Origin of the sequence: Sporosarcina ureae, from assembly GCF_002109325.1 — a bacterium.
Taxonomy (GTDB): domain Bacteria; phylum Bacillota; class Bacilli; order Bacillales_A; family Planococcaceae; genus Sporosarcina; species Sporosarcina ureae_C.
Window position 1 is genome coordinate 531,014 of the sequence record NZ_CP015348.1, and the last position, 26,097, is coordinate 557,110.

Annotated in this window: 24 protein-coding genes, 1 pseudogene and 2 other annotated features; of the genes and pseudogenes, 4 read left to right on the forward strand and 21 right to left on the reverse strand. The window is 40.0% G+C overall.

The window, feature by feature from the left end; genetic code table 11:
* Positions 1–190: 190 nt before the first annotated feature.
* Positions 191–1,570 (reverse strand): polysaccharide deacetylase family protein, encoded by a 1,380-nt coding sequence (locus SporoP32a_RS02715; RefSeq protein ID WP_085426511.1) that lies wholly within the window; start codon positions 1,568–1,570, stop codon positions 191–193.
* Positions 1,571–1,959: 389 nt separating this feature from the next.
* Between SporoP32a_RS02715 and SporoP32a_RS02720 the strand changes: the two genes are divergently transcribed.
* Positions 1,960–2,934: an oxygen-dependent tRNA uridine(34) hydroxylase TrhO gene (locus SporoP32a_RS02720; RefSeq protein ID WP_085426512.1), complete on the forward strand. Its 975-nt coding sequence runs from the start codon at positions 1,960–1,962 to the stop codon at positions 2,932–2,934.
* 94 nt (positions 2,935–3,028) lie between these two features.
* On the opposite strand, the gene pstB (SporoP32a_RS02725) is transcribed toward SporoP32a_RS02720, so the two are convergent.
* From pstB (SporoP32a_RS02725) to SporoP32a_RS02750, 6 genes are all read right to left on the reverse strand, one after another.
* Positions 3,029–3,805 (reverse strand): phosphate ABC transporter ATP-binding protein PstB, encoded by a 777-nt coding sequence (gene pstB / locus SporoP32a_RS02725; protein WP_198166209.1) that lies wholly within the window; start codon positions 3,803–3,805, stop codon positions 3,029–3,031.
* Between the two features lie 13 nt (positions 3,806–3,818).
* Positions 3,819–4,613 carry a phosphate ABC transporter ATP-binding protein PstB gene (pstB, locus tag SporoP32a_RS02730; protein WP_232319619.1) on the reverse strand — a complete coding sequence of 265 codons (795 nt, stop codon included), beginning with the start codon at positions 4,611–4,613 and terminating at the stop codon, positions 3,819–3,821.
* A gap of 49 nt (positions 4,614–4,662) precedes the next feature.
* Positions 4,663–5,547 carry a phosphate ABC transporter permease PstA gene (gene pstA / locus SporoP32a_RS02735; RefSeq protein WP_085426515.1) on the reverse strand — a complete coding sequence of 295 codons (885 nt, stop codon included), beginning with the start codon at positions 5,545–5,547 and terminating at the stop codon, positions 4,663–4,665.
* Positions 5,547–6,476: a phosphate ABC transporter permease subunit PstC gene (gene pstC, locus SporoP32a_RS02740; protein WP_085426516.1), complete on the reverse strand. Its 930-nt coding sequence runs from the start codon at positions 6,474–6,476 to the stop codon at positions 5,547–5,549. Before pstC ends, pstA begins: the two co-directional genes overlap by 1 nt.
* A gap of 42 nt (positions 6,477–6,518) precedes the next feature.
* The gene (locus SporoP32a_RS02745; protein WP_085426517.1) at positions 6,519–7,427 is read right to left on the reverse strand and encodes a phosphate ABC transporter substrate-binding protein PstS family protein; all 909 of its coding nucleotides are present in this window, start codon (positions 7,425–7,427) and stop codon (positions 6,519–6,521) included.
* A 239-nt stretch (positions 7,428–7,666) separates the two neighbouring features.
* Positions 7,667–8,371, reverse strand: coding sequence for a response regulator transcription factor (locus SporoP32a_RS02750; RefSeq protein ID WP_085426518.1), 705 nt, complete (start codon positions 8,369–8,371; stop codon positions 7,667–7,669).
* Between the two features lie 282 nt (positions 8,372–8,653).
* Here SporoP32a_RS02750 and SporoP32a_RS02755 point away from each other — a divergent pair.
* Positions 8,654–9,679, forward strand: a pseudogene (locus SporoP32a_RS02755) (NADP-dependent oxidoreductase).
* Positions 9,680–9,829: 150 nt separating this feature from the next.
* Here the strand turns inward: SporoP32a_RS02755 and SporoP32a_RS02760 are convergent.
* Together SporoP32a_RS02760 and SporoP32a_RS02765 are read right to left on the reverse strand one after the other, a co-directional pair.
* On the reverse strand, positions 9,830–10,813 hold the full coding sequence (locus SporoP32a_RS02760; protein WP_085426519.1) for an NAD(P)/FAD-dependent oxidoreductase: 984 nt from the start codon (positions 10,811–10,813) through the stop codon (positions 9,830–9,832).
* Positions 10,814–10,922: 109 nt separating this feature from the next.
* Positions 10,923–11,210 (reverse strand): DUF6509 family protein, encoded by a 288-nt coding sequence (locus tag SporoP32a_RS02765; RefSeq protein WP_085426520.1) that lies wholly within the window; start codon positions 11,208–11,210, stop codon positions 10,923–10,925.
* A gap of 170 nt (positions 11,211–11,380) precedes the next feature.
* Between SporoP32a_RS02765 and SporoP32a_RS02770 the strand changes: the two genes are divergently transcribed.
* Positions 11,381–13,072, forward strand: coding sequence for a M3 family oligoendopeptidase (locus tag SporoP32a_RS02770; protein ID WP_085426521.1), 1,692 nt, complete (start codon positions 11,381–11,383; stop codon positions 13,070–13,072).
* Between the two features lie 63 nt (positions 13,073–13,135).
* Here SporoP32a_RS02770 and SporoP32a_RS02775 read toward each other — a convergent pair whose 3' ends face one another.
* From SporoP32a_RS02775 to SporoP32a_RS02795, 5 genes are all read right to left on the reverse strand, one after another.
* Positions 13,136–14,617 (reverse strand): GGDEF domain-containing protein, encoded by a 1,482-nt coding sequence (locus SporoP32a_RS02775; protein ID WP_198166210.1) that lies wholly within the window; start codon positions 14,615–14,617, stop codon positions 13,136–13,138.
* Between the two features lie 177 nt (positions 14,618–14,794).
* Positions 14,795–16,420, reverse strand: a complete 1,626-nt coding sequence (locus SporoP32a_RS02780) for a formate--tetrahydrofolate ligase (protein ID WP_232319620.1) — start codon at positions 16,418–16,420, stop codon at positions 14,795–14,797.
* 88 nt (positions 16,421–16,508) lie between these two features.
* A complete protein-coding gene (locus tag SporoP32a_RS02785; RefSeq protein WP_085426524.1) occupies positions 16,509–17,492 on the reverse strand; it encodes a zinc-binding dehydrogenase in 984 nt (327 codons plus the stop codon).
* Positions 17,493–17,857: 365 nt separating this feature from the next.
* Positions 17,858–18,346 carry a helix-turn-helix domain-containing protein gene (locus SporoP32a_RS02790; protein WP_158232581.1) on the reverse strand — a complete coding sequence of 163 codons (489 nt, stop codon included), beginning with the start codon at positions 18,344–18,346 and terminating at the stop codon, positions 17,858–17,860.
* A 122-nt stretch (positions 18,347–18,468) separates the two neighbouring features.
* On the reverse strand, positions 18,469–18,954 hold the full coding sequence (locus tag SporoP32a_RS02795) for a dUTP diphosphatase (protein ID WP_085426526.1): 486 nt from the start codon (positions 18,952–18,954) through the stop codon (positions 18,469–18,471).
* Positions 18,955–19,048: 94 nt separating this feature from the next.
* Here SporoP32a_RS02795 and SporoP32a_RS02800 point away from each other — a divergent pair, with 94 nt between their 5' ends.
* The gene (locus SporoP32a_RS02800; RefSeq protein ID WP_085426527.1) at positions 19,049–19,429 is read left to right on the forward strand and encodes a sigma-w pathway protein ysdB; all 381 of its coding nucleotides are present in this window, start codon (positions 19,049–19,051) and stop codon (positions 19,427–19,429) included.
* A gap of 42 nt (positions 19,430–19,471) precedes the next feature.
* On the opposite strand, the gene SporoP32a_RS02805 is transcribed toward SporoP32a_RS02800, so the two are convergent.
* The 7 genes from SporoP32a_RS02805 to SporoP32a_RS02835 all read right to left on the reverse strand — a co-directional run bounded on the left by SporoP32a_RS02805 (position 19,472) and on the right by SporoP32a_RS02835 (position 26,088).
* Positions 19,472–19,762, reverse strand: a complete 291-nt coding sequence (locus SporoP32a_RS02805; RefSeq protein ID WP_085426528.1) for a DUF1294 domain-containing protein — start codon at positions 19,760–19,762, stop codon at positions 19,472–19,474.
* 78 nt (positions 19,763–19,840) lie between these two features.
* Entirely contained in the window at positions 19,841–20,200 is a 360-nt protein-coding gene (gene rplT / locus SporoP32a_RS02810; RefSeq protein ID WP_029052910.1) for a 50S ribosomal protein L20, read from the reverse strand.
* Positions 20,201–20,243: 43 nt separating this feature from the next.
* Positions 20,244–20,444, reverse strand: a complete 201-nt coding sequence (gene rpmI, locus SporoP32a_RS02815; RefSeq protein WP_029052909.1) for a 50S ribosomal protein L35 — start codon at positions 20,442–20,444, stop codon at positions 20,244–20,246.
* A 26-nt stretch (positions 20,445–20,470) separates the two neighbouring features.
* A complete protein-coding gene (infC, locus tag SporoP32a_RS02820; protein ID WP_143560340.1) occupies positions 20,471–20,977 on the reverse strand; it encodes a translation initiation factor IF-3 in 507 nt (168 codons plus the stop codon).
* Between the two features lie 101 nt (positions 20,978–21,078).
* Positions 21,079–21,225 (reverse strand) — a sequence feature (ribosomal protein L20 leader region).
* A gap of 243 nt (positions 21,226–21,468) precedes the next feature.
* Positions 21,469–23,403, reverse strand: a complete 1,935-nt coding sequence (gene thrS, locus SporoP32a_RS02825; protein ID WP_085426530.1) for a threonine--tRNA ligase — start codon at positions 23,401–23,403, stop codon at positions 21,469–21,471.
* A 46-nt stretch (positions 23,404–23,449) separates the two neighbouring features.
* Positions 23,450–23,680, reverse strand: a binding site (T-box leader).
* Between the two features lie 103 nt (positions 23,681–23,783).
* Positions 23,784–24,725, reverse strand: a complete 942-nt coding sequence (gene dnaI, locus SporoP32a_RS02830; RefSeq protein ID WP_085426531.1) for a primosomal protein DnaI — start codon at positions 24,723–24,725, stop codon at positions 23,784–23,786.
* 1 nt (position 24,726) lies between these two features.
* On the reverse strand, positions 24,727–26,088 hold the full coding sequence (locus tag SporoP32a_RS02835) for a replication initiation and membrane attachment family protein (protein ID WP_085426532.1): 1,362 nt from the start codon (positions 26,086–26,088) through the stop codon (positions 24,727–24,729).
* Between the last annotated feature and the right edge of the window lie 9 nt (positions 26,089–26,097).

Consider the following 26,097-nt stretch of genomic DNA (forward strand, 5'->3'; position numbering starts at 1 on the left):
CTGTTGTTCCCCCAATGATTTCATTCCGTTTAGTATATCATGCTGTGCTGCACTATTTACAGTTCACAACTTTTTCTTTCTTTAGATATTACAACTGTTTGAACACTATATGAATATCCGTACCTAAATAGGACTATTCAAAACAAAAGTTGTTCCATTGTTAAACTAAAACAATGAAACAACTTCACGATTAATAATCGTCCATTTCAGATACTGTCACGAATTTATAGCCTTGAGACTGTAGATTCTCGAGCACCGCGTCCAGTCCATCTGCTGTAGATTTATGAATATCATGCATTAAAATTATGCTTCCTGCACGGGTTGCTTCCGTAACATGTTCTAATAACAGCTCTGGATCATGATGCTCCCAGTCTAATGTATCCACGTTCCATAACACCACAGGTAATTTCGTGCTTTCTCGTACACGATCATCAATAGCCCCATATGGCGGTCTGAAAACAGTAGCCGTTTTTCCTGTAGCTGCTTTTATTATATCTGAGGTGCCTGTCACTTCACTTAAAAGTTCAGTATCCGTAACCCCGGTCAATGAAGGGTGATTCCATGAGTGATTACCTATCTCATGGCCAGCTTCTGCTACCTTCTTGGCAATTGCAGGGTATGAATGGACTCTATTGCCAAGCATAAAGAATGTAGCTTTCGCATTGTATTTATCAAGTGTTTTTAAAATTCTTTCTGTATATATAGGATCCGGTCCATCATCAAACGTCAACGCAATCGTCTTTTCTTTTTTGGTATCATCTGTTGCTACTTGGAACCTCTTCGCAATGAATGGATTCAATTTATTCAATGGAATCTCTACTGTTGCCGGTCCAGCTTGACGTTTAGTAAATTCACCAGTTCCAAAGTATAAAATTAAGGAATCATCGGTTAAAGCAAAGTTCTGATAGTTTACCCACATCGGCTCTGTTGGTTGCCACACGCTTTCGTCAATCACATCATCCTTAAGTAAAGGACTATGATGAATTTCGTCACGCACTACACTCGCCATACGCTTTAACTTTTCCAGGTTATGATCCACAATATCCTGAATCGCTAATTCGTTGCCAGTTTCAGGATTGATATGAAACGTATGCATTTCCACTTGACTATCCTTATCAGCAAAATATGTCACAGCCCGCATGACAAACGAATAGTTCCCCGAAAGATGCTGAAGCGTTTCAAAAGATACATCCAACTTTGACACTCGGTTATTCTTTTTTTGCTCTGTAGCATACGTTGTTTTTAATTCTTCTACATAATCTAGCACTTGTTGATTGAACCCATCATACTCGGTTTGTGGATAGTGAATGGTAAACGGATACTGTGCTCCATTAGCTGTCTCCACAAACTCTTTAATTCCTGGATAGGATGATGTAATGGACTCTACTGCTACTTCTTGTTTTGGCTCAGGTATAATCTCGTGCGTTGCTTGTTTAATAGGCCCTTGATCTTTATGGTTTTTCATTACATTCATTATTAATATAAAAGCAACAGATGTCATGACGACAATCGCTATGATAAATATCTTGTCAATCCATGGTGAACGTCGTTTTGTATTTGTGATTTTCATAAAAAACTCCTTTATAACACAGCGCCCTACATTTAAGAGCTAATTACAATTTATTTGTAATTGACCTACTATACCCTTTAAAACACAAAGCTATTCTACATTTTAATGATATATTCTTATGCAGCTAAAAGCTATAACTTTCCTGTTTTTCTATCTACTAGTATACAATAAATAATGGGTGATACAAGGTTGCGCCCATTCCCGCTAGTTACTTTATACTGAACAGTTATGTGAAATAACTTTAGAATCCTTTTCTCAAAAATAAAATTATGCTATACTATTCAAGGCTCGAATTTTGCAACTTCGGGTTCAAGGGATAATTATCCCTTTGTACACACCGATCTCGGCTGTTGTCTATTGCAAAGATTAAACAGAAGGCGGTAATTTATATGGAAGAGAAAGACTATCGGGTTTTATTGTTTTATAAGTATGTAACGATTGAGGAACCTGAAGAATTTGCGGCTTCACACTTGGCATTTTGCAAAGAAACTGGATTAAAGGGACGTATCCTAGTTGGATCAGAAGGAATCAATGGTACTTGCTCTGGAACAGTTGAACAGACGGATGCGTATATGGAGCATATGAAAGCCGATCCTCGATTCGCTGATGTATGGTTCAAGATCGATGAAACAGATCGCCACGCTTTCAAAAAAATGCATGTTCGCTATCGTCCAGAGATTGTAAACCTAAGCTTACCTGAAGACGTCAATCCATTGGAACTGACGGGCGAATATCTAGAACCTGAACAGTTTTTACAGCAAATGCAAGAAGAGAATACGGTTATATTAGATGCTCGTAATGATTATGAGTATGACCTAGGTCATTTCCGTGGTGCGATCCGCCCGGATATTGAGAACTTCCGTGATCTTCCTGAATGGGTAAATGAAAACAAAGAACAACTTGAAGGTAAGAAGATTCTTGCCTATTGTACGGGTGGAATTCGTTGTGAGAAGTTCACAGGCTGGTTAAAGCGTGAAGGATTTGAAGACGTTGCACATTTACATGGTGGAATTGTTTCTTACGGTAAAGATCCTGAAGCAAAAGGTCAGTTATGGGATGGTCAGTGCTACGTATTTGACGAGCGCATTGCCGTTCCGATTAACCAAGTAGAACATGTCATTGTAGGTCGTGACCACTTTGATGGAACTCCTTGCGAACGATACGTCAACTGTGCGAATCCCGAATGTAATGCGAAGATTCTATGTTCCGAAGAAAATGAACACCTCTATATGCGTAGCTGTTCAGACGATTGCCGCACACATCCTCGTAACCGTTATTTCGTTGAACACGATATGACAGTGGACGAATACGATGCACGTATAGCTAAAATCGAAGAATTACACGCAAGCGAAACGATTTCTTAATAGATGAATAGCCAGCTTCCTATAACAGGGAGCTGGCTTTTTGTTATCGTATGTAATGTATGATTAAAGTACCGATATACTATTTACCCCATACTTAACCAAATTTTCCTGCTATGTAGTCTTTTGTTTCAGAAAATACAGGTCTGGTAAATATTTTGGCAGTCTGTCCATACTCTTTTACTTCTCCGTTCAAGAAGAATGCTGTGTAATCAGAAATTCTGGCCGCTTGTTGCATATTATGCGTTACAATAACGATTGTATACTGTTCTTTTAATGACATGATCAGCTCTTCAACTTTTGTAGTTGAGATTGGATCCAATGCTGACGTCGGCTCATCCATTAATATAATATTCGGTTTGGTTGCCAGTGTACGTGCGATCGTCAGTCTTTGCTGTTGTCCTCCTGATAAACCTGTTGCATTTTTGTCCAGTTGATCTTTAACTTCGTCCCATAAAGCGGCAGCACGAAGATTCTCCTCAACAATATTATCCAATACTTTTTTATTGTTTTCTCCATGAATACGGGGTCCATAAGCGATATTCTCATATATTGAAAACGGAAAGACCGATGCATGCTGAAACACCATCCCCACTTTCTTTCGGAGTTCTACGGGATCTATAGAAGAAGCTGTTATGTTCTCTCCACCTATCCAAATAGCTCCTTTTGTGCACGCCTTAGGAATTAAATCATTCATCCGATTCATTGTCCGTAAAAACGTGGATTTTCCACATCCAGATGGGCCTATAAGTGCAGTGATTTTCTGCTTTTCAAACTTCAGATTTATATTCTTCAGTGCATGATGTGTATCATAATAGAATTGCAGATTTTCTGTTTGGATAACTGCTTGTCTCTTCGTTTGCGCTACCTTCATCACTAATATCCCCCTATCCGATATGACCATTTATATAATGAGCCGTTTGTTCATGACGTGGATTATTAAATATTTGTTCAGTTGATCCATGTTCAACTACGCGGCCCATATAAAAATAGGCTACTTTATCTGAAATCCGCGCTGCTTGCTGCATATTATGTGTCACGATGATGATTGTAAATTCCTTTTTTAACTGTGATATTAAGTCTTCTATTTTTGCTGTGGACACAGGATCTAATGCAGAAGCTGGTTCATCTAGCAATAATACGCTCGGCTGCATCGCAAGTGCTCTAGCGATACAAAGACGCTGCTGCTGCCCACCAGAAAGGCGCAGTGCTGAAGTATGTAATTGATCTTTCACTTCATCCCACAGTGCTGCTTTTTTTAGACTGTCTTCCACGATTCGTTGTAATTCAGTCTTATCCTTCACTCCATGACGCATTGGTCCGGATGCAACATTTTTGAAAATAGATTTGGCAAACGGGACAGGTCTCTGAAATACCATCCCCATCTGTTTACGTATCTCATGTAAATTGACACGGGGCGAATGCAGTTCTACACCTTCATAATAGATTTCACCTTCCGTACGACATTGCTGGATATCATCATTCATTCGATTAATAGAACGTAGGAAAGTGGACTTTCCGCAACCAGATGGGCCGATTAATGCCGTAACGGATTGTTTCGGAAAGGTTAAACTTACTTGATCTACAGCACGATGTTCACCATAATACACCGATAAGTTGACCGTTTGTAGCACAGAACTTCGTTGAAAATCAGGACTGTTCCCTATTTCCGTTCTATTCATTTTCATTGTGGTAGGTTGTAATGCAACTGATTGCATATGAATCCTCCTTTTAGTTGGCACTCATCTTTTTAAACAGTACATTCCCAATAAAACGTGATGTGAAATTAAAGAATAAAATTGAAATAATTAATAATGCAGCTGCTCCGTCAGAAATAGCTGATGCGTCCGGCATAATACCTTCTCCGTTAATTTTCCAAATATGAACTGCCATTGTTTCGGCCGGTCTAAATGGATTTAAAGGGGATGTAGGTGACAGTGGATTCCAATTAGTGAAGTCTATAATCGGTGTACTCATTCCGGCTGTGTAAATTAGAGCAGCTGCCTCTCCGAATACTCTTCCGGATGCCAGTATGACACCTGTGACAATACCAGGAAGAGCTGCTGGAAGTATGATAGTCGTAATTGTTTCCCATTTTGAAAAACCGAGCGCCCACCCTGCTTCGAGCTGCGATTTAGGGACGTTACTGATTGATTGTTCAACCACTCGGACTAATAAGGGTAGATTGAACACGGATAGTGCAAAGGCGCCCGATATAATTGAAAAACCCCAACCCATATACAAAACGAAAAACAAAAATCCGAACAGTCCTACTACAATCGACGGCAAAGAAGAAAGCACTTCGATGAGTACACGAATACAACGAATGAACCAATTGTCTTTTGCATATTCCGCTAAATAAATTCCAGCCCCAATCGCAATGGGGATCGAAATAATCAGTGTCAACACGAGTAAATAAAATGAATTAAACAGTTGAGGGCCAACTCCGCCACCCTCTTTAAAAATCTGTGGAGGAGACGTGATAAATTGCCAGCTGAGTTGCGGAATCCCTTGAACAAAGACAAATCCCAGCAATCCTGCTAAAACTGTAATGATCATGCCGACAATTACATATAATCCAGCTGTCGCGAGTCGATCTGTACTTTTAGCTGACATTAGCTACTTTTCCCCTTTCCAATCATTCGGACTGTGATGGTGAAGAATAGGGACATCAGTAAAAGTACAAGCGCAAGTGACCAAAGTGCATTATTCTCAACCTGTCCCATGACGCTGTATCCCATGCCCATCGTTAATACACTAGTAACCGTGGAAGCTGGGTCAAATAGGGATTGTGGGATAACAGAAGCATTCCCGATGACCATCTGCACAGCTAATGCTTCACCAAATGCACGCGCCATTCCGAATATAATTGCCATCATCAAGCCGGATTTCGCTGTTTTCAAAACAACTTTACAAATCATTTGCCACCTAGTGGAGCCAAGTGCCAAAGAAGCTTCACGTAATGAACGTGGAACTGCTTGAATCGCATCAAAAGCTAAGCTTGTGACGGTTGGTAAGATCATGATGGATAATACAATCGTTCCCGCTGCAATACCGAATCCACTACCTGGGAACAGATTACGTAAAAAGGGAACAACTACAGTTAAGCCGATGAATCCATAAACAACTGAAGGAATACCTACTAACAGCTCTATGACCGGTTGCATGATTCTCTTTCCAGTTCTCGGTGCGATCTCACTCATGAAAATTGCAGCACCAATTGCGAGTGGCGCCGCAATCAGCGCAGAAATTCCTGTAACTGCTATGGACCCTACTAAAAAAGGTAAGGCTCCAATGATGGGCTTACCCAGGGAATTTACTTCCGCTGGCTTCCAAGCCGTACCTGTAAAGAAGTCTGTGACACTGCCGTCATTTGTAATGAAAGTAGATAAACCTTTTGAAAAGACCAGAAATAGAATGGCTGCGGTGATCGTCGCTGTTAAGGCAACTGAAAGGAATGTCATCCACTTACCAATACGCTCCATGCGCATTTTATTGCTTTTTCTATACAGTGGATGTTCCATCTCTTTAATCATTTTAGCCATCCTATACACTCCTTTCGAAAGTAGAGTAGTTTACAAACACTATCATTTTTTTGTAACAGTTCCTTCCGCATCCCGTTCTACCTGCATACCTGTTACCGGTAGGTAGTCCATTTCGGGAAGTAATGTTTCTTGAATCTCATCTGAGAGTATATAGTCGATCAATTCCTTGGATAGTCCCGTTGCTTCACCGTTTGTATACATATGCTGGTAAGCCCAGATTTTCCATTCATTCGACTCGACATTTTCACGATTTGGTGTAACTCCATTGACTTTTAAAGCTGTAGTTGTTTGATCGAAGTATGAAAATGCTAAGTAGCTGATTGCTCCTGGTGTTTCACTGACAATTTTACGCACTGTGCCTGAAGAATCTTGTTCTTGTGCATCGATCGGCTGTTTTCCATCTAGAGCAAACGCTTCAAAAGTAGCTCGCGTACCAGATCCTTTTGCACGATTGATAACAATAATTTCTTGATCATTTCCGCCAAGCTCTTTCCAGTTTGTGATGTCTCCAGTAAAGACTGCAATCAAATCTTCAGATGAAATATCGGTTACACCTGTCTCTGGGTGACTCACTGGTGCCATTCCGACAACAGCTACCTTATGGTCAACTAAGTTACTTGCGTCCACGCCTTCTTTTTCTTCAGCGAATATATCAGAGTTTCCGATATCTACTGCATCTTCGCTGATTTTACTTAAGCCAGTTCCACTTCCGCCGCCTTGAACGTTAATGACCGCGCCTGGATTTTTTATCGTATACTGCTGTGCTGTCGCTTCCACTAAAGGTTGTAGTGCACTCGAACCTACTGCCGTGATCGACTCAGTTGTTTGCTTCGTTTCTTGTTTGGATTCTTCTTTTTCACCTTCATCTGCTTTCATACTGCTACAAGCTGCGATCATCCATGTACAAAGTAAAACAAACGCCAAAACGGTAAATCGATTACGCTTCTTCATCACTGCGTCCCCCTAGACTTTTTTGTTTTAGTAGCAGCTCTCTTTCTACTGCTTCTTTACTATAATCAATGAGTATTGAGGAGTGATGGATGAAACGTAAAGGTTGTGTAAAGACTCTGTATAGAAAAAAACAGTAAGTCAAAATAGGGATGAATAGTATGTAAATGCCAATGCAAATAAAAACTGAAGGTCAAATCCATTTGGGATTCACCTTCAGCTTCAATATGTATATACATAATTTATTTTATTATTTCCTCAAATTTATAACCAAAGCCCCTAACAGTCTTGATGTAGACGGGACGTTTTGTATCAGGTTCAATCTTTTCACGCAGATGACTGATATGGACATCTACAATACGGGAATCACCTGTGTAGTCGTAATTCCATATCGCATTAAGCAGCTGTTCACGGTGTAATACTTTACCTGAATGCCGCATTAAGTATAGCAGTAGTTCAAATTCTTTTGGTGTCAGCTCTAAAAGATTCCCATCCAAAAAAGCTTCAATTCGATCTGGATGGATTAGTAAACTACCATAACGTAGCTCTGTTGTCGGCTCGATTACTTGAATAGAATCCTGTAGTTCTATTCTGCGCAAAATAGCTTTCACACGAGCGAGTACCTCTCGTGGACTGAAAGGTTTTGTTAAGTAATCATCTGCTCCCAATTCTAATCCAAGAACTTTATCAAATTCATCACTTTTCGCTGTTAACATTAAAATCGGTGTATGAATCTTTTCTTGACGGAGCTTTTTACATACATCCATACCATCCATTCCGGGTAGCATAATATCAAGAAGTAGTACATCCGGTTTTTCCGAAAGTGTCATAGAGATTGCGGTATTTCCATCTCGGGCTACGTACACTTTGTATCCTGCATGTTCCAAATTATATTGCAAAAGAGTAGCTATTGACTGTTCATCTTCTACAACCAAAACCTTTTTCATTTGGTTAGCTCCTTTACGGCGAAATCATTAATATTTCTGAATGTCTACGTCTTTACTGTACGATGATGCCAAGTAAATGTCTACCTAAATTCTATTTTGTTAGGTTTGTATTCTAACAATCCATTCAAAGTTATTAAGTTTAAGCTGTTCTAACAACTATGAATGACATTTTCATTTCAGTGCAATTAATTGACTTCCCTACTTCGTCCTAGTAATCTTATCATTAAGCTTACTTTTAGTTAGTTGTTGAAATTAATTACACTTAAAACTGGAGGAATTACTATGACTCAAGACACACAAAAAGAAATTCATTTAGCTAACCGTCCTAAAGGATTACCTACTATGGAAACATTCAATTTCGTAGAAAAATCAATTCCTGAACTGAAAGAAAACGAAGTACTTGTACGTACGCTATACGTTTCTGTCGATCCATACATGCGAGGAAGAATGATAGATGCAAAATCTTATATTCCCCCATTTAAACTAGACGAAGTGATTGCAGGCGGAGTCGTCGGAGAAGTGACTGAATCTAATTCAGAAGCATTTGCACCGGGAGATTTTGTTGTAGGAAACCTTAACTGGGCAAAGTACTCAGCTGCAGCCGCGAAAGATCTACGTAAAATCGATCCGAGTGTTGCGCCGATCACTACTCATTTAGGTATTCTTGGAATGACGGGTCTAACTGCATACTTTGGTTTACTCGATATCGGTAAACCACAAGAAGGTGAAACTGTTGTGGTATCAGGTGCTGCCGGAGCGGTTGGTTCAGTAGTGGGTCAAATTGCGAAAATGAAAGGCGCCAAAGTGATCGGGATTGCTGGCTCTCAGGAAAAGATTGATTACCTGAAAAATGAACTTGGTTTTGATGAAGCCGTCAATTACAAACTAGATAGCTTCAAAGATGACTTAACTCAAGCCGCTTCAGACGGAGTGGATATTTATTTCGATAACGTCGGCGGTGAAGTTACCGACGCGGTGTTTACTTTATTGAACAAACATGCACGTATCGCTCTATGTGGCGCTATTTCTTCATATAACAAAGAAGGTTAAGATGTGGGACCACGACCACAGTCGACGATGATTAAAACAAGTGCGTTGATGAAAGGTTTCACAGTAGGAGATTACGCAAAAGACTTCCCTACTGCATCAGCTGACTTAGGGAAATGGTTATCGGAAGGTAAGTTGAAATACGAAGAAACCATTGTGGAAGGTTTTGAAAATATTCCAGATGCATTTCTTGGTTTATTCGAAGGGACTAATTTAGGGAAGCAACTAGTTAAAGTAGCAGATCCGAAAACGGCAAAGTAATATTTGATTAACAATAAAAATAGGCTGTTCCAAGGAGTCATAACTTCTTGGAACAGCCTTTTGCATTTCATAATCTTTTGGTGTAGCTCACTACATATAAAAAACACCTTGTACGGAGAAAACTTTCCGTACAAGGTGTTTGCTCGTCTATTAACCAAATACACTTGTACTGTGCAATGGTTGTACTTTCGCTTTAGGATCCAAGAACGCTTTCGCGTGGCTTATGGCAACCGGCGCTTCACCCATACCTACCGCAATTAATTTTACTTTGCCGTCGTATGTAGTTACATCACCTGCAGCATAAATACCTTCAATATTCGTTTCCATGCGAGAGTTTACTTTAATGGAATTACGCTCCATATCTAATCCCCAGTCCTTTAATGGTCCTAGAGAAGAAATATTACCGTAATTGACTACGACATGATCGAATTCAAGTTCTTTTACACTGCCGTCTTTTTCTTTCAGAATTACTTTGTCCATTTTATCTCCGTCACCTTGTAACTCACTTACAGCATGTGAAGTTAACACGTTGACACTAGAATTGTGCAATTGATTGACACTTGTTTCATGTGCAGTGAAACGTTCTCTTCGGTGAACAAGTGTTACTTGGCTTGCGATATCTTCAAGCATTAATGCCCAGTCAAGCGCAGAGTCTCCTCCACCACAAACACAGATATTCTGGTCTTTAAACAAAGACAAGTCTTTGATACCGTAGTGCAATGTTTTACCTTCAAAAATAGGTTCTTCTTTCAATCCAATTTTACGCGGTTGAAAAGCACCTATACCTGCCGTCAATAAAATAGTACGTGTTAAATGTTGTCCTTTGTCTGTCGTCAGAACAAAATGATCGTCTTTCTTCTCGATAGACAATGCAGCCTCACCTAAACAAATTTCAGGTTTTGCATAGTGTGCTTGTGTAACGAGGTTAGACACTAAGTCTTTCGCCAAAATTTTAGGGAACCCGCCAACGTCATAAATGTACTTATCAGGATATAGTTCGATCAATTGGCCGCCAAGTTGTGGCAAGCTATCAATGATTTTAACAGACATCTCACGCATACCTGCGTAGAATGATGAAAATAATCCAGTGGGTCCGCCACCGATAATCGTAATATCCACTATTTCTTGATTCATCTAAAACACTCCTATATTTAATTCTTTAATGAGAAGCTATTGGGGTGCACCATTTATATTTCTCTAGTACATTATCCTCTATTTTAAAAAGAATAACATCTATTTTGTATTAGACTGCTGGGAAAATTTCTGCACAATATTGCTCTGCTGCGGCTTGTTCTTCTTCGTCCCATTCTACATCAAATGGACTTTCCGTTGCCAATTCATAAAAATGGTACGTTAACATCTTTCGCTGGCCATCTTTCACAGAATATAGCATACGTAAGCCGGTACCTTCTTCATTGAACAGTTCATCTTCTTCATCGAACTTAACTGTCAAAAGAAATTCGTAGCGCTGACCATCGATTATACCTGTTGGATCGACCAATTCTTCCACTTTACCATTTACTATTTGCATTAAATTTCTCCTTCTTCCCGCTCACTAAGAGTTTACTCTCTCTATCCTACATCATTTCATAAGTTCGTGGCAATTTATGTACGTCTTTTCCGGTAAATAGTTTGCTTTTCTATTACTGTTACCGGAAAATGAAGAGATAGTCACACTATATGCAAACTAGGAGGACTACAATGCTTACTTTTGAAGATTATGAGTACACTCGCCCGAGTATCGAAAAACTACAAACTGAATTCAAAACAGCACTTACCCAATTTGAGCAATCCAGCTCATTTGAAGATCAATCCAAAATTATTGAGCACATTAACCAGTTGACAAGTGATTACAGTACACAAGAAAACATTATGTATATCCGATCTTCCATTGATACGAATGACATATTTTATCAAGATGAGCGGGATTATTTTGATGAGATCGGCCCTCAATTCCAAGCTTTGCAAAGCGATTATTATAAATCCTTGATCGCCTCTCCTTTCCGTTCTCAGCTCGAGGATAAATGGGGAGCCCAGTTATTCCATCTTGCTGAAAATGCTATTCGATCCTATTCAGATGAAGTCTTACCCCTCTTGCAAGATGAGAATAAGTTGATCTCCGAGTATTCCAAACTCGTGGCTTCAGCTCAAATTCCGTTTCAAGGTGAAACGCTGACATTAGCTCAACTCGGTCCATTTAAGGAATCACTTGATCGTGCCGTAAGAAAAGATGCGATGAATGCTACTGCCGATTTCTTTGCATCACATGAAGAAAAATTCGACGAAATTTTTGATCGTCTTGTAGCAGTACGTCATAAAATCGCTACTGCACTTGGATTTACAAACTTTACTGAATTAGGTTACATTCGCATGGACAGGATTGGCTATGATACGGATATGGTAGAAGATTTCCGTAAACAAATTCGGATGCATGTTGTACCATTGACCGAGAAAATACGTGGTATGCAAAGCAGACGAATTGGTATTTCTCAAATGAAGTTTTATGATGAACCTTTGCAGTATCCTGAAGGAAATCCAAAACCAAAAGGTACGCCTGAATGGATTATAGAAAACGGACAGAAAATGTATTCCGAGTTGTCCCGTGAGACCGGGCGCTTCTTTGACTATATGAAGCGTAAAAACCTTTTGGATTTGGTCGCGAAAAAAGGGAAAGAAGCTGGTGGTTATTGTACTTTTATCGATAACTACGACTCCCCATTCATATTTTCAAACTTTAATGGAACGTCGGGTGATATTGACGTCTTGACCCATGAAGCAGGTCACGCATTTCAAGTTTACTCAAGCCGTTCGATCGGAATACCTGAATATATTTGGCCGACAACTGAAGCAGCGGAAATTCATTCCATGAGTATGGAGTTCTTTACGTGGTTCTGGATGGATCGTTTCTTCGGTACTGATGCAGACCGTTATCGCTATGCACACTTACTTGAAGGTGTACTATTTTTACCATATGGTGTGGCAGTAGATGAGTTTCAACAGCGCATCTACGATCACCCTGAACTGACACCTGCTGAACGTAAGGCAGTATGGAAAGATTTGGAGGCCACCTATTTACCTAAACGGGATTATGATGGACATCCCTATCTAGAACAAGGTGGTTTTTGGCAGAGACAAGGTCATATATACGAAGTACCGTTTTATTATATTGATTATGCTTTTGCACAAATCTGTGCTTTTCAATTTTGGCAACGTTCATTGGAAGACTTTGATGACGCGTGGTCAGACTACTTGGCGTTATGTCAATTAGGAGGAAGTAAATCATTTCTGGAACTTGTAGAGACCGCCCATCTGAAATCCCCTTTTGAAGAAGGAACTATTGAATCCATTATGGATTTCATCAGTAAATGGATGGTCGATCATAAGATTTATTAATCCAAGAACATAAAAGAGGATGTAACAGAATGTCATAATACTGACGTCTGTACATCCTCTTTTTTATAATTCATTCGAGTCATATAAGGAATATTGATCTTTACCTTTTTTCTTCGATTGATACAACGCCAAATCGGCTTTACGATAAAGTGTATGAATGGTATCTTTCTTCTTCGCCACAGCAATCCCAATACTGATAGATAATTCAATGCCTTCCGTTTCCAAATAGCTAAACGACTCTCTCATCGTTTCTAGCATACTATTTGCACGCTCTATGACGTGGTCATCGGACATACGTGAAAACAACACGACAAATTCATCGCCGCCAATTCGAGCAGCTAAATGATCTTTCCCACTTTCCTTATCAATAATATTCGCGGCTCGCACTAATAATTTATCGCCTTCTCCATGTCCTAATATGTCATTTACAGATTTAAAGTTATCTAAATCAATAATCATAAACTGTAGTGGACCTTTTTTCTGGCGAAGCCACTCTACTGCCGTATCGTCAAAAGCAGCACGGTTTTTTAATCCCGTAAGCGCATCATGGAATGCCAAATGGACAGGTCTTGCAATCATTCTCGCAAGAATAATCGACATGACTATAGTAGTAAATGCAATGAAGGCCGTTTGAAATAGAAACTGATTACGATAGGATGTCAGCACGCTAGAGAATGGAACATCATAGTACGCAATTTCTACTACACGATTCGTAGAAAGTCCAGGCACTGTATCCGCTTTATAGGGTATGTACCGATAGGTTATAGTTTGACCGTTCTCTTTTACTGTTATCTCTTCTTTTTTTAAATTTTTATAAGCAGCTGTAAAAATTGGTTTTCTGGAAGGATTGATTTCTTTTTCCTTACCGGTTCCTCGATCTCCAAGTAGTAGACCTAAGTAGTTGTATAGTTTAATGGATTTTATTTGATCATTTTCATTTTCTAATTTGTGCATCGTATCTAGAAAGTTGAATTCTTTAAACACAAGTTTATCTTCCAATAGATATCCCAGTTCAATTATATAATTCCGATCAGGGGTGGGCATATAGCTAAACTTTTTAAATCCACCTGTGTTCTGTTGAACATCGAGTGCATCATGCGCGAATACCCCTAGTTTCCTACGCTCAGTTACTAGTGAACTGAATTTTGAACAACATAAATTAAAATCCAGTCCTATATCCGGTTTATAACTACTTTCAATCACTACATTGTTTTTATCAATTATAAAGATATCCATACCCATCTTTTTTTTCAATGCTTTATAATCCCATGTTGAAAAATCAGGTTGTTTTTCATACAATTCAAGTAGATCTTGGGAATACTCTCTCATATCCCTCTCTCGTTCAACGTCTAAAACATTATATACTTTATCAATAGTTGCAAGACTCGTAATGATCTCATCTTCTGCCACCTGAATTTGCATTTCCAAACTGGTTTCCACATTCTTTTTCAATCGAATATAGTCTGTCACGATAATAACCAATGACAAAAGCAAAGTAAATGAAATGAGGATGCCAGTTAACTTTAGACGAAAGCTTTTATCCACTACATGGCACCCCTTCTCTTCAGCATTTGTACAAAACGTCAAAGAATAGTATAGCATAACAGTAGTTCAATGGAACCTTTTTTAAAGGTATTTTTTACTTTTTCATATGACTTTTTTCAACAAAAAAACAAAGAGCTGAAAACTCTTTGCTTTTCATGACATCATTTTATTAATACATCACATTAACCCTTTAGCATTACCGTCCGCATCTACATCCATATTCAGTGCGGCTGGTTTTTTTGGTAAGCCAGGCATTGTCATAATATCGCCTGTTAGACAAACTAAGAAACCCGCACCTAGTTTCGGTAAGATACTGCGTATTGTAATCGAAAAGTTTGTTGGTCGTCCCAACTTTTTCGGATCATCAGAAAATGAGTACTGAGTTTTCGCCATACAGACAGGCAACAGATCCCAGCCATTTTGTTTAATCACAGCTAAATCTTTCTTTGCTTGATCCGTAAATAATACCCCTATACCACCGTATACTTTTTGCACAATTGCTGTCAGCTTTTCCTCAACTGATTGCTCGACTTCATAAATCGGCGCGAAGTTATTTGGCTCATCCATCACTTTCAAGACTTCTTTCGCCAATAGTTCTCCGCCTGCTCCACCGTCTAGCCATACGTCAGTTAATGCCATTCTCACTTCATTGTCTTGACACCACTTCTGAACCTTTTGTAATTCGCTGTCAGAGTCTCCAACAAAACGATTGAGCGCTACTACAGGTTGCACTCCGAATGCCAGAATCGTCTCTATATGTTTTTCTAAATTAACTAACCCTTTTTCTACCGCTTCACTATTCTCTGCTTTTAATTCCTGTTTCGCTACCCCGCCGTGCATTTTGAGCGCACGGATTGTCGTCACGAGAACTACTGCATCCGGCTGAAACTTACCAATGCGCGCTTTAATGTCCATAAATTTCTCTGCACCCAGATCCGATCCGAATCCTGCTTCGGTCACAACATAGTCCGCCAGATTACGCGCTGTATTCGTCGCAATCAATGAGTTGCAACCATGTGCAATATTCGCAAATGGTCCACCATGAATTAAAGCTGGTGTGCCTTCGATTGTTTGTACGAGATTGGGTTTGAACGCATCTTTAAGAAGTAGTGTTAACGCTCCCTCAACTCCTAAATCGCGCACAGTTACTGCTTCTTTAGTATACGTATAGCCGATGACAATATCGGACAAGCGCTCTCTCAAGTCCTTTAAACTACTCGCTAGACAGAAGACTGCCATGATTTCTGATGCTACTGTAATGTCGAAGCCATCTTCACGTGGGACACCTTGTGAAGGTCCACCTAAACCAATCGTTACATGACGCAGTGCACGGTCATTCATATCCATTACTCGTTTCCAAGTAATACGGCGAGGATCGATATTTAACACATTTCCTTGATGCAAGTGGTTATCGATCATAGCACTTAACGCATTGTTTACCGTCGTAATGGCATGAAGGTCACCAGTAAAGTGTAAATTGATATCTTCCATCGGCAATACTTGGGAGAAGCCGCCTCCTGTCGCTCCACCTTTGACACCCATTACAGGGCCCAATGAAGGTTCGCGTAATGCGATCATGGTTTTCTTACCTAAACGTGAAAGTGCATCTCCAAGGCCAACTGTCACTGTCGATTTTCCTTCTCCGGCTGGAGTTGGACTCGTAGCAGTTACGAGAACTACCTTAGCTTGTGAAGTTTGTCTAGGTATAAGATCTACGTTAATTTTCGCTTTGTATTTACCATACAGCTCAAGTGCATCCAATGGAATTCCTGCTCGATCCGCTATGTCTTCAATTGGTTGCATCGTTGCTTTTGAAGCGATTTCCAAATCTGTCAGTGTCTTTACTTCTTTTGTCACTAGTTCCACTGCCTTTCTATGCTGGTCATATAGTTTATTTCGTAATTTCTATAACGATTTTACCGAATTGAACGCTGTCGTCCAACTTGGTAAATGCCTCACTAGTTTTTTCAAGAGGAATTACGGAATCAATTACAGGATGGATTTGATGTTCTTCCATCAAAGTCAACATCTCGCGTAATTCTTCACGACTTCCCATCGTAGTGCCTAGTAGCGAATACTGACCATAAAAGAATTCGCGTAAGTTCAGTTCGACGGTGTCTTCTGTCGTTGCACCGAATACTACGATATGACCGCCTTTTTTAAGAATTTCAAGCGAACGATTAAATGTTGCTCTACCTACACTTTCAATCACCAAATCCACTGTTTCTTCTTTTAGTTCTGCTGGCCAATCGCTGTTCGTATCAATTGCCCTATCTGCACCGATTTTCATAGCATGATTTCTTTTTTCTTCGCTTCTTGAGGATACGATAACACGCGCTCCCATTTTCTTTGCGAATTGAATCATAAACGTTGCGACGCCACTCCCAGCTCCGGGAATAAAGACCGTTTGTCCTTCTTCTATACGACCTCTAGTCACCAATGCACGATAACCGGTAAGCCCTGATAGAGCGATGACTGCGGCTTCATTCCACGTAAGATGTGATGGCTTTTTCTCTAGCTGTTCTGAGGATATGCAAATTTTTTCAGCAAACGTACCATGATCTGGCATACCTAGAATATCAAATTCAGTTGGTGGCGCATCGCTTTCTTTGAACCATCGAAGTGATGGATTGATAATGACTTCATCTCCAACATTCCAACCAGTTACACCTTCACCGATTGATTCGATCGTGCCTGCGCCGTCTGAGCCTAGTGCCAATGGTTCTTTGACGTCTCCACGTCGTTTGGGTATAGCTGTATCACGTCGGTTGAGTCCTGCTGTTTTCAATGCGACAATTACTTCACCGTTTCCAGCTGAGGGATCGGCGATATCTGTATAGTGCAACTCACCATTTTCATGAACGAATGCTTTCAATCAACTCATCCTCCTTGGGTTTATCTACGACTCTATCATAACGCATTTCATTCTATATTCCTACATTTCACGCTATTTGATTAATAATTATTTGGGAATAAAGGGGGTGGCTGACGGGGTGTTGGGGTAGGGATTTGCGCTACGGAGGGGACGCTTTCCTAGAGGGCTCGCGGTGAGCCAACCAGTCTCGTTGCTCCCTTGGTTGTCTCGCCTGTCGAGCTGATCCTCTGGGAAAGCTTCCGCCAACTGGAGCTTCTATCCCTTCGTACTGTCAAACTAATTCATTGTACTTACCTGATTTAGATTGTAAGCCTCAGATTATACAAAAAATAACCCTAGAAGCATACTAACTTCTAGGGTTATTTTTATAGCGTACGTCTTTTATATTTAGCAAGCTCGAGTAGTTCTAGTACATCTTTTTTTGGTAGACGGATAGCCAGCTCCATTAGCTCTTTTTCAGCTGAGCGACGTCCTTTACCGCTGCGATACTTCTCTTTGTTCACAGAGTCAATTTCTGCATATAGCTCATCAGTCTCTGTTGGCCACGTACCTGAGGTTTCGACATTCATCGTTTCACGAAGGCGATCATAGAGTGATTCTACTGTATTACCTGTCGTTTTGATATACGGTGTAAAAGTCACCTCGCCCATGATCAATTCATCCGTGGAAACAGAGAAACGCTCTGAAATTTTAGCAATCCATGCAGCAGATGGAGCATTTTTACCGCGCTCCCAATCTTTAATTCGGCTGGCTGATGTACCAATAGCCGCGCCAAATGCCATCATTGACAGTCCACGACGTTCTCTCAGTGCCTTTAAACGCAATCCAAAATCATCTTTACTCCATTCGTTCAACGAAATACCCCCTGTATGACCTATGTTGTATTAATTTTATTATCAAAACAGTCTCTTTGTCAATTTATTTTTATATGAAATGTCTTTTATAGCTTAATTTGTGACAAGCCTACTGTTACCGCTTAGTATCCGCTTCTTTGACGAGCGTAGTTCTCTTCATTTTTATCAATATAAGCTTGAATAATTTGATCTTCGGTAAATCCAAGCGTATTCGCAAGTGCACCGTAATTCACCCATATATTTTTATAATCTTCAAATGTTAATGAATCCAAGAATGTATAAATGGATCGACCTGTTTGAATGAATAATTGAGTCAAGTTTTGATCAGTACTTTCCCCTGCAGGCCATTCTTCCAATCCGTCAAAGTTTTTTTCGATTCCTAGAGATAATAAGAAATGAATAGAATCTACATACTCTTCTAAGATGACGTCATTAGCGGAAGGGCCTTTAGTGCTCCAGAATTTAAAACAACGGGTTTCATTAGCCAACTCAGAAAGTTCGACTACTAGTGCCAAACCTCTTTCCGTGAAAGTTTCATCCGTTTGATGATTTTTTTGTATGTATGTATCGAGCGCTCTTTGCATTTCAAATAGTTGATGTAATTTCATTTGAATCCCCTCCAACGTTTTGCTTTAAAATGAAACCTTCTATGCTGCTCATCCGTATAGTACAGTACTATATAATTTGCAGGAGCTGATTTCATTGATTTTATTGATTCGTGTCTTCATTATAGCACTTGTCATTTATTTATTTTATGCCGGCATTCGCTATTTGACTGATGCCAAGCGAAAGCTGGACGAAGCGTATGAAAAAGAACAATATTATTTTTATGATGACGCCAAAAATATCCGTAAAAACTTCTTCATTACGTACAAAGGTGCAATGTTTGAAGGTGAGAAGTATTTAGGCACTACACCCAATTCATTTGATGTAGTTTCCATCTTTATTTGGGTGAAGAACGAATCCAAATTACAAGGTATGACAAAAGAAGATTTTCACTTCCTGGAATCGGAAGTCCAGACGTATTATCCATATGCCGAAATCAATTGGAAGAATCCAATTGAACAGTTAATGAAATCCTAATTTTAAGGAAATAGTTGCTCACGACTATTTCCTTTTTTTATGTCAAAACATAACAGTAGCCGGTAATTTCACACCGTATGCTGCAAGTAAAATTACAATATCAAGTAGCATCAGAAGTAGAAATCCAATACGAAAATTGGTTTTTCTCGTTTTGTGGTGAAAGAACTGCATACCAAAGTACGCTCCTACTCCCCCACCAAGCAAAGCCAGCAACCATAGATTTCTTTCTGGTATGCGCTGCTTTTTCTTCTTAGATTGTTTTTTATCATATCCCATTGCTGCGAATGCCCAGATAGACAGGATTACCATATAAATCAATAGAGTTTGCGCCATTTCAGCCATTCCTCCATACGAAAAAATCCACCTTCATTTCCATATAAGAATGAAAACGAAAGTGGATTTTGGTTCATCTTATTTTGCTACAGATTTTTTTGCTGTCTCTGCAAGTTGTGCAAATGCTGGTGCATCTGTCACTGCAAGTTCTGCAAGCATCTTACGGTTTACATCGATGCCAGCTACTTTCAAGCCGTGCATTAATGTGCTGTATGAAATACCATTCACACGAGCAGCCGCGTTGATACGTGTGATCCATAGTCTACGGAAATCACGTTTTTTGTTACGACGGTCACGGTAAGCATAGTTATAAGATTTCATAACCTGTTGGTTTGCTACCTTATATAGTCTATGTTTTGAACCGAAATAACCTTTTGCTAATTTTAATACTTTTTTATGACGCTTGCGCGTTACTGTTCCACCTTTTACGCGTGGCATAGTGCATTACCTCCTGCTTATCCTATAAGTGTGTGTTTCGATCTTACTTCATGTTTGTTAGCATTTCGCGAATACGCTTGTAATCGCCTGAAGAAACTAGTGAAGACTTACGTAAGTGACGCTTAGCCTTCGTAGATTTGTTAGCAAAAAGGTGACTTGTGTAAGCACGGCCACGCTTTAATTTACCAGTTCCAGTTCTTTTGAAACGTTTCGCGGAACCGCGGTGAGTTTTCATTTTTGGCATGTTCTGTTCCTCCTAAATTGTTCGTCTTACTGTTTTTCGGCTAGCGGTGCAAGTATTAAGAACATGCTCCGGCCTTCCATCTTGGGCTTAACTTCAATAGTTGCTACTTCCTTGCAAGCTTCTGCAAAGCGATCAAGAACTCTTTGGCCAATTTCTTTGTGTGTAATCGCACGGCCGCGGAAACGAATTGAAGCTTTTACCTTATCCCCATTTTCAAGGAACTTGATTCCGTTACGAAGTTTCGTTTGGAAATCATGCTCATCAATTGTTGGACTAAGTCGAACTTCTTTCATGTTGATGATCTTTTGGTTCTTACGTACTTCACGCTCTTTCTTTTGCTGTTCGAACTTGAACTTTCCATGGTCCATAACACGAGCTACTGGGGGCTTCGCTTGTGGAGCAACAAGAACTAAGTCCAGGTTTGCTTGAGCAGCAATTTCTAAAGCTTCATTACGCGTTTTGATACCGAGTTGCTCGCCGTTGTGATCAATTAATCGCAGCTCACGTGCTCGGATACCATCATTTACGTACATGTCTTTGCTAATAGTAATCCACCTCCGAATATTGTCTCGTGAATACACGTTTTGGTATGTCGGATTGTCCGACTTAAAGGTCCCACAGGTCCATCCATTTTACGAAATAAAAAAAGTAGACAAATTATGATTTGTCTACCCGCGCAAGTAACCTATGCACGTATGCATAGAAATCACTAAATGTGCTAACCTGGCAACAACTACATTGCGTCGATCAGGTGAGAAGCGGGTAGCCTCTTCTTATACCACAAACTGTATTCAGTTAACCTTATTTATATTACCATGTTTCGTATCTTTTGTCAACAACCCTGTAGATCATGTTGTCGGATACATAGGTTATGTTTGAATTAATTCAACTTTGTAAGTATAGCGCATAGTGTTTACTATTGCAACTATTATTTTCATTTGTACTTTCATAGCAAGCGCTAGTTACGCTTTTAAACTTACTAAAGGGCTTGCGGGCGACTTCCGCAAGCGCCTTCTTCTATCTATTAGTCCTTCTTGACATCTTCTTTAATCGCCTCAAGAAATGCTTCGAACGACATGCTTTCGGAATTTTGTTCGCCGTATTTACGAACGTTCACTTCGCCAGCTTCCATTTCACGATCACCTAGTACAAGCATGTATGGAACTTTTTGTACTTGTGCTTCACGAATTTTATAGCCAAGCTTTTCGTCACGACTGTCAACATCTACTCGGAAACCAGCCATCGTTAGCTTTTCTTTCACATCTTCTGCATAGTCGAGGTGAACATCAGACGACACGGGAATCAGTTCAACTTGGATCGGTGCTAACCATGTAGGGAAAGCTCCTTTATATTCTTCAATTAAGAATGCCACAAAACGTTCCATTGTAGATACTACACCACGGTGGATTACGACTGGACGATGTTGCTTGCCGTCTTCACCGATATATGTGAGATCAAAGCGCTCTGGCAATAAGAAATCAAGCTGAGCAGTAGAAAGAGTTTCTTCCATACCAATTGCTGTTTTAACTTGTACATCAAGCTTTGGACCGTAGAATGCTGCCTCGCCTTCTTCTTCTGTATATGGAAGTTCCATCTCATCCATTGCTTCTTTTAACATAGCTTGTGCGCGTTCCCACATTTCATCGTCATCAAAATATTTCGTTGTATCTTCAGGATCGCGATACGATAGACGGAATGAATAATCTTTAATATTGAAGTCTTTATATACTTCAATGATCAACATGACAACACGTTTAAACTCTTCTTTAATCTGATCTGGACGCACGAAGATATGCGCATCGTTCAATGTCATTCCGCGTACTCGTTGAAGACCTGAAAGTGCTCCAGACATTTCATAACGGTGCATTGTGCCGAGTTCTGCCAAACGAAGTGGCAAGTTACGGTATGAATGAATACCATTTTTATAAATCATCATGTGATGCGGACAGTTCATCGGACGCAGTACTAGATCTTCATTGTCCATGCTCATTGCAGGGAACATACTGTCCTGGTAGTGATCCCAGTGTCCTGAAGTTTTGTAAAGTTCTACACTTCCTAGTACTGGAGTATATACGTGCTGGTAACCTAATCTTTCTTCTTTATCTACAATATAGCGCTCTATTACGCGTCGGATGGTAGAACCTTTTGGCAACCATAACGGAAGACCTTGACCGACTTTTTGTGAATTCGTGAAGAGGTTCAATTCTTTACCGATTTTACGGTGATCGCGCTCTTTCGCTTCTTCAAGCATGCGTAAATGTTCTTTCAGCTCATCTTTTTTGAAGAAAGCTGTTCCATAGATACGCTGAAGCATTTTATTATCCGAGTTCCCTCTCCAATACGCCCCTGCGATGCTTAACAATTTAAATTCTTTTAGTTTACCTGTAGACGGGACGTGAATACCACGGCATAGGTCAAAGAATTCACCTTGTTCATAAATAGAGACTTGTTGATCTTCAGGAATCGCTTCAAGAAGTTCCAATTTGTATTCATCATCGATTTCTTTAAAACGCTTTTCCGCTTCCGCACGAGATACATCGTGACGAATGATCGGCAAGTTTTCACCGATAATGCGTTTCATTTCTTTTTCTAATTCAGGTAAGTCTTCAGCTGTAATCGGTGTAGGTGAATCGATATCATAATAGAACCCATTATCGATAGTAGGACCTATTCCTAGTTTCGCATCTGGGAATTTACGTTTGACGGCTTGCGCCAAAAGGTGAGCCGTACTGTGGCGTAAAATGTCCAATGCTTCATCTGATGTTGGAGTAATGATGCTAATATCTCCATCTGTATGGATTGGAGTTTTTAAATCGATTAATTGGTCTCCAATCTTCCCTGCCAATGCGCTTTTGCGTAATCCAGGACTGATGGAGCCTGCGATTTCTTCCGTTGTTACACCGTTCTCAAATTCTTTTACTGCACCGTCTGGAAATTTTAATTGAATGTTTTCTGACATTTGTATGACTCCCTTTCTTTTTTTGAACGCAAAAAAGCCTCATCCCTAAAGGGACGAGGCTTGAGCTCGTGGTTCCACCCTTCTTCCTTCCATTCGCAAAAAAGCGAAAAGACCGAAGCTTTCGATCGGCTAACAGGCCGTTACCGTCATCAGCTACTTACTTTCACTGATGCTGCTCGGAGGTGGTAAATTTACTTTCTGCCTACAAGGGTCTCAGCCATGCCCCTGTTCTCTGGATAGGTGAAAAATAAATTATTGTCCTCTTCGATGCATTTAGACATTTTATTTATGTTGAACTGTGTAAATAGTATAGAAAAGTCTGAGCGTAATTGCAAGTATATTTTATTAATTATTTCAACAAAGCCGTGTATGTTGAATAATTAATCCCGCCAGTTCTCGCCACCGAGTTTGAATGGTTGGCTGACCATGCGGATCCTCTCCATAATTCGTGCCGCTTTAATAGGCTCTTTTTCCCCACGCTGACTCGTTGTAAGATGGTGTTCCAATTCATTGTAATTAAAATTGGAGGTGAAGAATACTGGCAATTTTTCAGCCATACGGTACTGCAAGATGGTACCTAGCACTTCATCCCTTGTCCACGTTGACATCGTTTCCGCACCGATATCATCGAGCATCAATACTGGAGCTCGTTTTACGAATTCCACTTTTTCGTCCAGCGTTTGGTTTTGGATAGATTGCTTCATTTCACGAAGGAATTCTGGTACATAGACAACGACGGTCTGTATACGTCTAGTCGCCAATTCATTCGCTAACGCACCTAAAATGAAGGACTTTCCAATTCCAAAGTTTCCGAATAGGTAGAATCCACGTTCCGGAACCTTACCGGTAGACTCGATTTGATTCAAGAAGTCTTTAGCAGCCCGCATAACGATCACGCGACTATCTTCTGAAAGGAAGTCAACGTCAGATAAGCGCGCTTCCATGACTTCTCTAGGCATGTACATACTATTAACCATTTTAGAGATATTTCTACGTTCATCTTCCAATTGCTTCGTAGGACAGATGATGTAGTCAATATCAATAAGGCGCTGTGCTATGACTAATTTCGGCTCAAAGCCTTTCATGACATTTATGCATCCATCCAGATTCGGACAGCGCTCACAGGCATGGGAAGCGGTAGTGTATTCATATAACTTACCCAAACTGCGGTTGACTACTTCTGTGTTTATTTCATCTGAATGTTCGTGAATGAAATGTTGGACACCTGGATCTTCCATCACTTCTGTTCGAAGTTCGTCGTATTTTTGGGCTAATGAAGGAGCATTAACTACTCGTTTCATCGCATCTCCAATTCGTTCCATATTATTTCACCTCTGATTCTTGGATCCCCAATTCTTTCAATAACTTTTGGCGCTCTTCTTCAACATTGAAATCATTAGGTTTTTCGGATTTCTCGTTCTTTTTATCACGCTTATTAAACCATTCGGGAACTTTTTCTTCCCTAGTTGTTTTTCGATTTCTTGGTGTCGATTGCTTGCCTTCTTTAAGCCATTTCATGTATTGATCATGTTCTTCCCTAGATAGCTTCAAAGCCGTTTTAGCATCATTTACTTGTTTATTCGCCCAATGCGAAGCTATACGTTCCACAAAACTACTTGTAATTTTACCGTCATTACGCAACATTACATATTGTAACAAGACATTGACGACGCCAACCGGAAACTTGTGTAAATTGATCAATCGTTCAGCGAGCTGGATATCCACTAGGAAAGGTTCTTTCTTACTCACTTTGCGCAACATTTCTTTCGGCGGTGTATGTTCCAAATAGAATAGTAATTCTTCGTCACGACTCATGTTCTCTTTTGGTACTTCATCAACAATCGGCTGTGTAAATACTGACTGCAATTTAGGCGGTTGCATTGACGTATTCATCTTATAAAACTCCGCTGCTGCTTTTCGAACTTTCTCTTCTGTCAGCTGATGATTTTCATCCATCGCAATCATGACGACTTTTTGCATATCGAGCGGGCTGAGTGAATACAAGAAAGCCAGCATCGCAATCATTTCCTGAGAAATAGTTCGTAACGAAGCTTTGGGGATCATTTGTTCCGATAAGCCGTTATAAAATAAATCAAAATTAAAATTAGCTACATAAAAGGGTATGCCGGGTGGTTCACTTTTCCCTTGAAACTGCATTCCTGCAGTCAATTCCATCGCTTGATCGCCTCTTGCTGGTTTATAGACATCTAAAAACGTCCTTGAGATGTCGTGATACTCTTCTTTCGCAATCGGCTCTTCTAAAAACCGGCCACGCAATTGACGATACGGCTGCTCCCCGATCTTACTGAATAAAAATGTAGATAAAAGCGGGTCATTAAAAAAAGAAGGTGCGTCAAGCGGCGGTAATAGTTCATAAAGGAAAGACCGCTTATCCACTTCATGTTTTTTCTTATACGTACGTAATAATCCTATAGCTTCCAATGAAATCCGTGCTTCAAAAATAGACTGAAGTGGAAAAGAAGACATATTCATTAAGTAATAGTGGGTATGTTCTTGCGGTTCCTTACTCTCCGCATCCGTCCAGAGCGTCATAAACAAACTGATCGCTTCAGGACCGATAAGTGGCTGATAGAATAATGTAAGCATCTGTCGGTCATACGCAGAAAAAGGATGTGCTAATTTCACTTCGAAGGAATCGACAGGCTGCAACTCTGTGTAAAGCATTTCGACAAT